The 12,157-nt window shown below is 65.2% G+C and carries 8 protein-coding genes; all 8 read left to right on the top strand.

The genetic code is table 11. The annotated features are described in order from the left end of the window. The first annotated feature begins 15 nt into the window (after positions 1–15). The gene (locus ACSAMQ_RS04555; RefSeq protein WP_435394505.1) at positions 16–3,705 is read left to right on the top strand and encodes a hypothetical protein; all 3,690 of its coding nucleotides are present in this window, start codon (positions 16–18) and stop codon (positions 3,703–3,705) included. Positions 3,706–3,862: 157 nt separating this feature from the next. Next, a complete protein-coding gene (locus ACSAMQ_RS04550) occupies positions 3,863–6,334 on the top strand; it encodes a prealbumin-like fold domain-containing protein (protein ID WP_435394504.1) in 2,472 nt (823 codons plus the stop codon). A gap of 1,264 nt (positions 6,335–7,598) precedes the next feature. Beyond that, a complete protein-coding gene (locus ACSAMQ_RS04545) occupies positions 7,599–8,060 on the top strand; it encodes a transposase (RefSeq protein ID WP_435394503.1) in 462 nt (153 codons plus the stop codon). A gap of 489 nt (positions 8,061–8,549) precedes the next feature. After that, positions 8,550–9,260 carry an HAD family hydrolase gene (locus ACSAMQ_RS04540; protein ID WP_435394502.1) on the top strand — a complete coding sequence of 237 codons (711 nt, stop codon included), beginning with the start codon at positions 8,550–8,552 and terminating at the stop codon, positions 9,258–9,260. A 385-nt stretch (positions 9,261–9,645) separates the two neighbouring features. Further along, positions 9,646–10,095: a hypothetical protein gene (locus ACSAMQ_RS04535; protein WP_435394501.1), complete on the top strand. Its 450-nt coding sequence runs from the start codon at positions 9,646–9,648 to the stop codon at positions 10,093–10,095. A gap of 162 nt (positions 10,096–10,257) precedes the next feature. Next, the gene (locus ACSAMQ_RS04530; protein WP_435394500.1) at positions 10,258–10,761 is read left to right on the top strand and encodes a hypothetical protein; all 504 of its coding nucleotides are present in this window, start codon (positions 10,258–10,260) and stop codon (positions 10,759–10,761) included. A gap of 86 nt (positions 10,762–10,847) precedes the next feature. Next, positions 10,848–11,519, top strand: a complete 672-nt coding sequence (locus ACSAMQ_RS04525; RefSeq protein ID WP_435394499.1) for a hypothetical protein — start codon at positions 10,848–10,850, stop codon at positions 11,517–11,519. 89 nt (positions 11,520–11,608) lie between these two features. Next, a complete protein-coding gene (locus tag ACSAMQ_RS04520; protein WP_435394498.1) occupies positions 11,609–12,139 on the top strand; it encodes a GNAT family N-acetyltransferase in 531 nt (176 codons plus the stop codon). The last annotated feature ends 18 nt before the right edge of the window (positions 12,140–12,157 follow it).

Genomic DNA, 12,157 nt, shown 5'->3' with positions numbered 1-12,157 from the left:
GGGCGGATCATGAAGATGAAAATGAAATTGCTGGACTACACCCTGATCAGCCTGTTGGCGGGCGCAGCCCCGTTGGCGACTGCGCAGGAGTCCACCAAGGAGGCCGCCGCCCAGACCGAAGGGGCCGCCGAAGCCGTGAAGTGCACCGAAGACGCGTGCAGCGGCGAAGACGGCTTGCTGTTCAAGCTGCGCACGCGCAGCTACAGCAAGCCGGTCACCCAGGGCACGACGGCGAAGTCCTCGTCGGAAGCCCTGCAGCCGGACCGCCGCGTGACGGTGGCGCTGGAGCAGCCGGGCAAGGCGGTGGCGATCGGCAAGTGGTCGGTCAGCCTGCCCAACGGCGGCGTGATCTGGGCGACCGAGGATCCCACCCTCGGCCGGCCGGAGATGAACATCAGCAGCAGCAGCCTGGTGTCGTTCGACGGCACCAAAGTGCTCAAGCCAGTGCGCTTCTACGCGTACAACAACTATTCCTCGTTCATCCAGCGCGCCGAAGTGCTGATCTACCGCGCCAGCGACACCGACCTGGTCGATCCGCTGGCCAAGGTCGAGCTGCCGGTCGGTGCGATCAGCGAGGCCGAATGGGACGGCACCCTGCCGGCCGGTTATGAGGCGCGTGCCGGCGACGAACTGCTGTACCTCGTGCGTGCCTACGGCGCGGACGGCAGCGTCGACGAAACCTATCCGCAACGCATGCAACTGGTCCGGCCGGAAGAGGCCGAACGCGGCCTGCAGACCATGCGCAACGCCATGGAGCGCAAGCAGGGCACCTCGCTCGGCGTCGAAGAGGCGCAGCGCAACAGCCTGACCGAAGCGGTGTTCGGCAGCAGCACCCTGCGCCAGCAGAACATCGGCATCTACGGCTCGCGCATCCGCATCCAGGGCCGCAACATCCCCGAGAACTATTCGGTCACGATCAACGGGCGCAACTTCCCGGTCGACCTGGAACGCAAGCTGGTCGCCGAATACCTCGAGCCGATCGGCCGCCACGAGTACGACCTGCGCCTGAAGGGCGAGGGCGGCGAGATCAATCACAAGCTCGACATCGACGTCAGCGGGCGCTACATGTTCGCCGTCGCGATCGCCGATGTGACCGCGTCCAAGGGCAGCGCCTCCGGTTCGATCGAGCCTCTGGCCGGCGACGAGCACTTCGACAAGAGCTTCCTGCTCGAAGGCCGCCTGGGCTTTTATCTGAAGGGCAAGATCAAGGGCAAGTACCTGGTCACCGCCCAGGCCGACACGCGCGAGCGCGAGGTCAGCCAGTTGTTCAACGGCTTCTGGAAAGCCGATCCGCAGGACATCTTCCGCCGCCTCGATCCGGACCTGTATTACCCGGTCTACGGCGACGACTCGACCACCTACCGCGACGTCGACACCATGGGCCGGCTGTACGTCCGGGTCGATTGGGACAAGAGCCAGGCGCTGTGGGGCAACTTCGAGACCGGCATCACCGGCACCGAGTACGGCCAATACAGCCGTTCGCTGTACGGCGGCGCGGTGAACTGGCGCAGTCGCCGCAGCACCGTGCTCGGCGAGCCCGGCAGCGAACTGCGCGTGTTCGGGTCCGAGGCGCAGACCGCGCCCGGCCATAACGAGTTCATCGGCACCGGCGGCAGCCTGTACTACCTCAAGCACACCGACGTGCTGCCGGGCTCGGACAAGATCGTGCTGGAAGTCCGCGACGCCACCACCGGCCGGGTCGAGAACCGGGTCGACCTGGTGCGGGGCGCCGACTACGAGATCGACGAGATGCAGGGCCGCATCCTGCTGACGCGTCCGCTCGCGCAGGTCACCCGCGAGAACATCCCGACCTTGACCCGCGACACGCCCCTGGACGGCTTCACCCAGGTGCTGCTGGTCGACTACGAGTTCATTCCGAACGGCTTCGATGCCGACTCGGTCACCGCCGGTTTCCGCGGCAAGCATTGGTTCGGCAACCACGTCGCGCTCGGCGCGACTTATGTCGACGAGAACCGCGCCGGCGACGACTACACCCTGAAGGGCGCCGACCTGACCTTGCAGGCCGGCCGCGGCACCTACCTCAAGCTGGAGCAGAGCCGGACCGAAGCGACCAGCTCGCCGATCTTCTTCTCCGACAACGGCGGCCTGAGCTTCAACGAAATCAATTCCGGCCTCGACAACCGCAAGGGCGAAGCGCGGTCGGTGGAAGCGCGGGCCAACTTCAAGGAATTGGGCTGGACCGATCTGGACTGGTCGGCCGGCGCCTGGTGGCGACGCGTCGATCCGGGCTTCTCGATCTCGCGCTACGACCTGGGCCAGGAAGTCGAGGAACGGGGTTTCGAAGTGCTGGGCCAGTTCAATCCCTCGTTCAACATCTACGGCCGCTACAGCCGGGCCGAACGCGGCACCGAATCGCTGACCCAGGCGCAGCTGACCGGCGAATGGCGGATCAGCGACTCGACCACCTGGGCCGCTGAAATCCGCCGGGTGGAGGAGAACCGCGCCACCCTCGACGCCGCCGGCGTACTCGGCGCCCTGCAGTACAAGCGCCGCTTCGGCAGCAGCTTCGACCTGTACGGCACCGCCCAGGTGACCCTGGACGACGACGACGGCCGCTACGCCGACAACGACGCCTTCACACTCGGCGGCAAGTACGTGTTCGGCAATCTGTCGAGCGTCGGCGCCGAGCTGACCACCGGCGACCGTGGCGACGCGGCGCAGATCAACGCCGAATACCGCATCCAGCCCGACCACACGGTCTACGGCAGCTACACTTATTCGACCGACCGCACCGATTACGACCCGCTGTTCAACAACCGCCTCAACTCGGGTTGGACGCTCGGCCAGCGCTGGCGCCTGTCGAACCAGGTCAGCATGTACAACGAGAGCCAGTTCCTGAAGGCGCCGAACGAATCCGGCCTGGCCCATACCTACGGCATGGATTTCTATCCGAGCCAGGGCTGGAACCTCGGCTTCACCCTGCAAAGCGCACGCCTGGACAAGGAGATCGGCGAAGTCGATCGCCGCGCGGTCAGCCTCAGCGGCGGCCACACCTCGGCGGCGACGCAGTGGCAAAGCAAGCTGGAGTGGCGCGAGGACACTGGTGCGGAACGTCGCGAGCAGTGGGTCACGACGAATAACCTGACCCACAAGATCAACGAAAGCTTCCGGATCGCCGCCCGCTTCAACTACTCCGAGACCACCGACCAGATCAACGCCGAGGCCGGCGCCAAGTTCATCGAAGGCAACATCGGTTTCGCCTGGCGGCCCTGGAACAGCACCAAATACGCGCTGCTCGGCAAGTACACGTATCTGTACGACGTCTCGGCGCTGCCGCAGATCGGCGACAACGTGGCGTTCTACGATCAGCGCAGTCAGATCCTGTCGTTGGAAGGCATCTACAACCCGAACCACCATTGGGAGTTCGCAGGCAAGCTGGCGCGTCGCGAAGGCGAAGTGCGTTACGGCCGCCTCGAAGGCCAGTGGGCCGATTCGGCGACGACCTTCGCCGCCGTGCAGGCCCGTTACGAGTTCGCCGAAACCTGGCATGCGCTGGCCGAATACCGCTGGCTGGGCGTGCGCGACGGCGGCGACCGTCAGGGCTTCCTGGTCGGCGTGGACCGCGACATCGGCCGCAACTTCCGCGTCGGCGTGGGTTACAACTTCACCGAGTTCAGCGACGACCTGACCAACTTCGACTACGACCACAAGGGTTGGTTCTTGAATCTGGTCGGTACTTACTGACGAGGAGACACGGCAGTCGGGACTGCCGTGACCGACTGGCGGCGTGGGCTTGCCGAAAAGTCGGCGCGAGGTGGTGCCCGATGCGGTGGCGCCGCAGTTCGTGTTGGCGTTGTGCCAGCCCGTGCGAGTCGGGCGGCCGATCACTCATCGATGGAGCATGGACAACGACACGGGTGGCGACGATGCGGCGACGCGCTTACGCATGGGCCACAGCCTTGCACGCGATGTTCGGGCGATCGTCTGCCGCGTACAGATCCAGCGGGTCGCTCGCCAAACAGGAGCAGATAACTTGAAGGCCGTTTCCCCTTTCATGCGTATCGCGTTTTACGTGGCCGTCGCGAGTGCCTTGAGCGCCGTGGCAATGCCCGCATCCGCTCAGTTCACCGACCAGAACTGCAACGTCATCTGGGCCGAGACCAACACGAGTCCGACCAGCGTCGGTTTGTTTCGGGTCGATCCGGTCACACTGACCGCACAGCCGGTATCGGTGACCAATAACCTGACGGGCTCCGCTGGCTTGGCGATCGACGCACGCACCGGCTACCTCTATATCGTCGGCAACGACGACAACATCTATCGCACCAGCGGCGTCGCCGGGAACATGACCCAGGTCGCCACCGACATCGACGGTCCCGGTTCAGGTCCGGCGACCAATAAGTGGGCGCGAGCGACCATCCGCAACGGCGTGCTCTATGCGAATACGAGCGTGCCCACCACGGGCGGCGGGACGACGACGCATACCTGGACGACCAAGCGCTTTACGGTCAACGCCGATGGCAGCCTGACGCCCATCAGCGACCTCACCATTACCTTGAACAAGGCGAACACGCTGGACTACAGCGGCGGCGATCTTGCCCAGGACGACAATACCGGTCGTCTGTTCATGATGCTCAATCGTACCGGCAACGATTTTCTGTATTTCTATGAGGTCAACACCACGACCGGCTTGCTGACGCCGCTCATCACGTCGCTGGGGAATGGCGGAATCAGTAATCCGGTCGCGGGCATGGGGTGGGGCTCCTTCGCCGCGTACGGCGGTAATTTCTACATAGCGAGCGGATCGGGAAACTACGCTCTGTTGCCGACCGATATTCAGAGCAACCCGGCCATCGTTACCATTACCGGCGCGCCAGTGCCGAACAACGGTCAGACCGGGGCAGCCGACATGGCAGCCTGCGGCGCGCCGAAGTTCCAGATCACCAAAGCCGGGCAAGCCCGCGACGCGCAAGGCAATCCAGCCAGCGTGGTCGTCGTCGGCAGCACCATCGACTACACGGTGACGATCACCAACGTGGGCAGCACGCCGGCGACGGGCGCAAGCTGGTCGGATGCGCTACCGGTCGGCACCAGTTACGTGGCGAACACGGCTACGTTGAATGGCGCCAACCTCAACCAGGCGGCGTATCCGTTCGCGTCTAATTACCCAATCAATTCCGTGGGCAGGCCTGCAGGCACCATGGGCTTTCTCGCACCGAACAACGTAGCCACGCTGACTTTTCGCGTATTGGTCGACTCAGTGCCTGCCCCGACTGTGACGAATACTGCGACGACCGCATTCACCGGACCAATAGCGAGTCCGGCGCCGAACTGCGCTGTGGCCTTGACCGGCTACTGCGCGGTGCATGCCACTCCTGTCGGCACCACGCTCGCGCTGTCGAAGATCAGCAATGGCGGGGTCGGCTCGTTCGCCTTCACCGGTACCAACGGTGTGGCTGCGCAAACCCTGACGACGACCGTGGCTGGAACCCCGGTCAACGGCGCGGTGCAACTGCTGACTGCGACTGGAGTAGCGACGACAGTGACCGAAACCGCCGTCGTCGGCTACGCGGTAACCAGTATCGCGTGTACGGGGCTGGGCGCGGGGGGCACCGCAACGCCGAACCTCGCGGGTCGGACGGTGACTTTGGATGCCGCCGCGACGGCTCCCGGCGCAACGATCGTTTGCACCTTCACGAATGACGGCCAAGCCGCACTGAGATTGCAGAAGGCGCTCCCATTGGGACGCTTCGTCGCTGCCGATCAGTTCACCTTGTCCATTACGGGCCCCGGTGCTCCAGTTAGCGTGACCACGACCGGCGCCACGAATGTTCCGACTGAAGTCGCAATGCTGAGCTCGGCGCCGACAGGGACTACCTATGTACTGGGCGAAGCGGCTGCGAGCGGTGCGAATCTCGCCAACTACGTAACGACCTATGCCTGCACCAACGCCTTAGCGGGCGGACAGACTCCGAGCGGCAGCGGCGTTAGCTTTAATGTCGCCGCCGTGCCGGGCGACGACTTGACCTGCACGCTGACCAATACCCGCAACCCGATCTCGGATTTGGTCATCGCCAAGACCAACACCCCGGCCTCCGGCCCGAACGACCAGGCCAACGACACGCTGGCGCGCGGCGCGACTACGATTTATACCATTGCGGTCAGCAACAACGGCCCCGACACGGTTACCGGTGCAGTGCTCAGCGACCCGGCGGCCAATCGCAGCGGTCTGACCTGCACCGCGCCGCCGAGTTGCAGCGGCGCGGCCTGTCCGCCGGGCCTGACCCTGGCGCAGTTGGAAAGCGGCGTCGCCTTGGGCGCTTTGGCCAACGGAGCCTCCGTGGTCGTGACCCTGACTTGCACGGTCGACTGAGGCCGCGACATCTGCGCGCCGCCGAATCGCCGGCGGCGCATCGGCCCGAGGCGTCCGCCTGACGACGGGCACACCGGCGGACGGTTTCCCTCCGCGTCTGGACGCATCGCCGATCGCGTCGCTTGTTACTGCGACGCACCCGTTGCTTCTGCCTGAGTGGCAACCGCTATCGGTTTCGACGGCAATATCGCCATCGCCTCAAACTTCCGGCGCCTCGGCCGGCTGAAATGAGCCGCAGTGCTTATTCAAACTGAACCTTGCGAAACGCGCAGACGTATCTGGCCGAGGTGAGTTTCAATAACCGCCCGGCCAAAGACAAGTTTCGTTCGCGGGTTCTTTCGAAAATCCCGATTCAGTGTCACGCGGCTGACATTTACCGTCAATTAGCGCCCCAATAGGTGGGCTGGATAGGGCGAGGGCGAGGAGGAGTCGGCACGTAGCCGACACGAAGAGCGCTTTTCATCCCGATGTAAACCGTTTCATCGCGTAGTTGGCGAAACTTTGCCGGATCTGGGCAAAAACGTGACGGTTGGCACAGAATTTGTATTGCTATCCATAACAAGCGGCGGTTCGCGGCAGGTTGCCGGAGATCCGAGCGATGCAACCGGCAGCAAAAATCCGAGGCGTGGTGGATTTTGCTCATGGAGATTCCGGCGCACGGCTTTTATCTTGTTGCGCGGGCGGTGCGGGGTGTGCGGAGCGGGCAATTTAATTATTCCCGATTTCGCTGGCTGCGGCCTGGATGCATTGGCCTGCAACGGTTCGGATAACGATCGGCGGCGCACACATGAGGTCTGAGTTTCAAATGTAATTAATTGCAATGCGGTTGCTGGGTGCGATCCGGTGGACGCAGCCAGCCGGGTTGTGCCGGTCACCTGATAATCGGGGCCGAGCAATGTGGATATCGTTGCACATATCAAATTTTCATTTCGATCCGGATCCTGTTAAACGCACGCTTCGAGCAATCGTGTCGTGCCTGTGGTGTGCACTGAAGAACATTTAGTTTTCGCCGCGATTCGCCGGCGCGTTTCCAGCAAGAGAGGCTAAGGATGGCGGTAATGGACGAAAACCAGCGTTGGGCAGCCAGGGCGCAGGCCCGGCATCACCAATCCGTCGTCGCCCGCGACACGAATCGAGGCAGTCCGATTCCAAGGAGGTAATGCACTGCGTCAGTCGTCCGATCCCGGTTCGTGTCGATGGAATCGCCCCTATCGGCGACGACCCCTTCGGAACCCCCTAGACATACCCATAAGCAGATCACGCCGTGTGCAATAGCCATCCGTTTAACAGCGAACAAATCGACGATCCCGTAGACGAACTGGGAGCCGAGTCCATGTCCCAGTACGAAAGCGAGGAAGTGAAATTCACTCGGCTCGATGAGAAACAGTGGGCGGCCATCGAAGCCGTATTGCCGCGGACGGTCTATACGCGCAATGCCAGCGCCGACGATGCGCGACGGTTCGTCGAGGCCGCGTTGTGGGTCATGGCGACCGGGCGTTTTTGGACCGAGCTGCCAGAGGCGATGTATGGGCCCTGGCGCAAGAATTACGTCCGCAGCAACCGCTGGATTTACCGCGGCATGTGGCTGAGGGTGATCAATGCGCTCGGCCCGGACAGCGAACTGGCGGCGATGATCTCCAACTACATGAACTCGCAACTCGAGCGCCACCGGAAATTCGGTCGCCGCAACAACTTCCGCGACGAAAGCGGCGAGCCAGAGAACTGAGGTTTGCGTTGGGGATGGCCGCCGGTCCGGACCGCGGGCCGTGGCCATGGAGGAAGGCGCCGCTGGCCGCCGGGCAGGGCCCGGGGCGACGCCTTCTTCCACCTGCCGCGCATGGGTCTGGGGTGCGCTTCACCCGAGCGTCCCGATTCAATCCGGACCGAATATCCAGACCGAATATCCGACCGAATATCCCGACCGAACCGGGCGCGACCCGCCGATTGCGAGGCGTCCGACACCGCGTTCCCGGCGGCCCGTACCGGCACACTCTCTCCGTGCCGCCGGGCCGCCCTCCTTGAGCCTCCCCTGAAACCGGCACCGCCGCAGCCGCCCATTCCGACCGTTGCCGCATAGGCGCTGCCATCGGGCTGCGGGATAATGCCCGTCGCCGCGCGGTTTCCGCGCCGCGTACGCGCCGACCGGGACCGCCTCGGTCCGGTCCAATCCCCAGGCAGGGCCAGTCGCCCGTGCCCGATGATTCAAGGCAGACCCATGCTGGAACTGGTAGGTTTCGACGGCGACGACACGCTTTGGCATAGCGAGGGCTATTACCAGGAGGCCGCGGTCGAATTCGACCGGATCCTCAGTGCCTGGGTCGATGTCGACGACGCTTCGGTGCGCCAGCGCTTGCTGGCGGTGGAGCGCAGCAACCTCGCGCTGTTCGGCTACGGCGTCAAAGGCATGGTCCTGTCGATGATCGAGGCGGCGATCGACATCACCGAAGCGCGGATCTCCGCGGCCGGCATCCACCGGATCGTGCTGCTGGCCAAGGCCATGCTCGATCACCCGGTCGAGCTGCTGCCCGGCATCCGCGAGGCGGTCGAAGCGGTCGCGGCGCGCCACCGCATCGTCCTGATCACCAAGGGCGACCTGTTCCACCAGGAGAAGAAGGTCGCCCGCAGCGGCCTGGCCGATCTGTTCCACCGCATCGAGATCGTTTCGGAGAAGGACGACGCCAGCTACTCGCGAGTGCTGTCCGAATTCGGTGTGGCGCCGGGCGGTTTCGCGATGGTCGGCAATTCGCTGCGCTCGGATATCGAGCCGGTGATCGCGCTCGGCGGCTGGGGCATCCACATGCCCTATCACGTAACCTGGGCCCACGAGATGGAGCACGGCCTGCAGGCCGACCACCCGCGATTGCTGACCGTGGCCTCGGCCGCTGCGATCGCCGAGGCGGTGGCGCGCTGCGACGGCGCCGGCTGAGGCGCCTCGCCGAATACAAGCTGCCCTCGGCAGGGCCTCCGGGAAGGCGGCCACGCGCGAATCGGCGGCGCGACCTGGGTGCCGTGCCGCCCCCAACGGCGCTCCGCGACACGCGGTTCGTGACGGCGGTCATGCTCCGGTATCGGGGCAAGCGGTCGGCTCAGCGCCCGGCGCGCATCGACGGACGCGCTGCGCACGCGGTCGTGCCATTCGCCATCCCGCATCGCAGGTTTCGCAGCCATCTCCTCCTGAACCTTCCGCTTGCGCCGCCCCAACGGCGACTGAGCGGCGCGGGCAAGTGTGCGAACCATTAAAAACCGGTTCACCGTCGGAGGCTCACAGTCGCACCGTGCCTGCCGAGGAGCGGGCTTTACAGGAGACCGAGATGACCGCCTTTTCCCGCTGGCTCGCACCGATCGTCATCGCCGCCGGCATCGGCGCGGTCGCGATGCCTGCTCCGGCCCGAGCCGACGATCTGGCCCGGGTGATCGTCGATATCGCCGACGTGATCGTTCGCAACAACACTCCGTACTACCGTTACGGCAACTACGGTTACAACGACCGTTTGATCGTCGTACACGACCGTTATGGCCGGCCGACCTATTACCGCAACGCGCCGCGCTACGTCGAACACCGCTATCGCCCGGCGCCGCCGCGCTACAGCTACGGCCCGCGCTACTACGACCGCGACTGCAACCATCGCGGCAAGTGCAAGAGCACCTACTACGATCCGCGTTACGACCATCGTTACGACAATCGCTACTACGACCGTCACGACCGCGGCCGCTACGGCCGCCACGACAACGGCCGCTGGCGCGATCGCTACGACGACTGATCCGGGCGCCGGTTCACAGCCACACGACGGCGCCTCGGGCGCCGTCGTCGTTTGTCCGGGATCGCGGCGTCCGCCGAGGCGCGGCCCCGCAATGTTAGCCTCCCTCACCGGCACGACACGCCGTCGTCCATGACCGGTTCCGCCATCGTCCGAGGCCCGCCCATGCGCACCGTTAGCGAAAACACCATCGACCGTTCCGCCGCCTCTGCCCGCACTTCCGGGCCCCGCTTGCGTCCGCGACGCGCCTTGCTCGCCGCGCTGCTGCTGGCGGCGATCGCGGTGCCGGGCGCCGCATCCGCCCGCGGCTCGGTCGACTGCAAACTGAAGTTCAACATGTCCGGCTGGTCGGTGTTCTACAAGACCTCGTCGGGCAACGGCACCATCAGCTGCAGCAACGGCCAGAGCATGTCGGTGCGGATCAGCGCCAAGGGCGGCGGCCTGAGCTTCGGCAAGTCGCGCATCGTCAACGGCACCGGCGAGTTCTCCGGCGTGCATAACATCGGCGAAACGCTCGGCAGTTACGCTACCGCCGAGGCCCATGCCGGCGCCGCCAAGTCGAGCAAGGCGCAGGTCATGACCAAGGGCGAGGTGTCGCTGGCCCTGGCCGGCACCGGCGAGGGCTGGGATATCGGCGTGGCCTTCGGCAAGTTCACCATCTCGCGCTGACCGCGCGGGTTTCGCTGCATCGTTCTGAATCGCCCGCACCGGATTCCAGGAGCAGTCATCGTATCCCCGGCCGCAAGGAGGTCTCCATGTCCAACAAGCTCAAGACCCACTTCTTCGCCCTGACCGCGTCCGTCGCGGCTCTGCTGGGCGGCGGAACGGTCCAGGCGCAGGACGTCGCGGCCGGATGGAACCCGCGCAGCGGCGATGTCTGGGTGGACACTTGGCTCGGCGATATCAACCGCTACGGCGCCCGCTATCGGGAGCCGTTCGTCGATGAAATGGTCCGCTATTACGGTGCGCCGCGCGAACTGGTCGGCGACTTGTTGAACGAGCGCCGCTGGACGCCGGGCGACGTGTACTACGCCTGCGCCATCGCGCAAGTCCTGGGCCGTCCCTGCCGCTACGTGGTCGACGAGTGGGACCGCGACCACGCCGAAGGCTGGGGCGCGATCGCCCAGCGCCTGGGCATCAAGCCCGGTTCGGCCGAGTTCCACCGGCTCAAGCGCGGCTTCGTGCCGACCTACGACCGCTGGGGCCGGCCGATCACCATCGATACCGAACTGCGGCGCGACTATCCGAACCGCCCTTATCGCGATTACGAACGCGAGCAGGCCAGCGCAGCCAAGGACAAGGCCGGCAAGGAAAAGGCAGCCAAGGACAAGGTCGGCAAGGACAAGCCCGCCAGGGATAAGAACGCTAAGGACAAGCCTGCCGCGCGAGGGCAGGGCAAGGGCGACAAGGGCAACGGCAGGCCCTGACGCCGCGACGCTGACTCGCACGACGACCGCGGCCGCCGTCGTCGTGTCCGGAGCTGCGGCCGCGGCGCCGGCCGGTTTATGATCGAAGCATGAGCGACGACACCTCCAACGAGTCCGCGCCGGCCCCCAAACCGGTGGTCGGCAGCGTCCGTGTGGTCGATTTCGAGCCGCGCTGGCGCGGCGAATTCGCCCGTCTCAACATCGAATGGCTGGAGCGCTGGTTCAAGGTCGAACCGGTCGACCGCGAGGTGCTCGGCGATCCGCAGACCCATCTGCTCGCCGCTGGCGGCCGGGTCCTGTTCGCGGTTGACGAAGCCGATCGGGTGCTGGGCACGGTCGCCTTGATGCGTCACGAGGACGGCCTGGTCGAACTGACCAAGATGGCGGTGGAGCCCTCGCTGCGCGGCGGCGGCATCGGCCGCAAGCTCATGGCCGGCGCGATCGAGGCCTTCGCGCAGATGGGCGGGCGCGAGTTGTTCCTGGAATCCAGCACCCGTCTCGGACCCGCGCTCAAGCTCTACGAAAGCGTCGGCTTCCGCCATCGTCAGGCGCCGCGTCCGGGCTCGCATTACCAGCGCGCCGACGTCTACATGGTCTGGGAACCCGACGCTCCGGCCTGAGGTGTTCACGGCGTCGAG

The organism is Lysobacter sp. 1R34A (assembly GCF_051217035.1).
In the GTDB taxonomy this organism is placed as follows: domain Bacteria; phylum Pseudomonadota; class Gammaproteobacteria; order Xanthomonadales; family Xanthomonadaceae; genus Lysobacter.
Note: the sequence above shows the minus strand (reverse complement) of the source record. Positions and strands in the feature narration are given on the sequence as shown.

Bases quoted from the DNA above. Each gene is read 5' to 3' on its own strand.
- ACSAMQ_RS04555 (WP_435394505.1), top strand. From the start codon at position 16: ATGAAAATGAAATTGCTGGACTACACCCTGATCAGCCTGTTGGCGGGC.
- ACSAMQ_RS04550 (WP_435394504.1), top strand. From the start codon at position 3,863: ATGGACAACGACACGGGTGGCGACGATGCGGCGACGCGCTTACGCATG.
- ACSAMQ_RS04540 (WP_435394502.1), top strand. From the start codon at position 8,550: ATGCTGGAACTGGTAGGTTTCGACGGCGACGACACGCTTTGGCATAGC.
- ACSAMQ_RS04535 (WP_435394501.1), top strand. From the start codon at position 9,646: ATGACCGCCTTTTCCCGCTGGCTCGCACCGATCGTCATCGCCGCCGGC.
- ACSAMQ_RS04530 (WP_435394500.1), top strand. From the start codon at position 10,258: ATGCGCACCGTTAGCGAAAACACCATCGACCGTTCCGCCGCCTCTGCC.
- ACSAMQ_RS04525 (WP_435394499.1), top strand. From the start codon at position 10,848: ATGTCCAACAAGCTCAAGACCCACTTCTTCGCCCTGACCGCGTCCGTC.
- ACSAMQ_RS04520 (WP_435394498.1), top strand. From the start codon at position 11,609: ATGAGCGACGACACCTCCAACGAGTCCGCGCCGGCCCCCAAACCGGTG.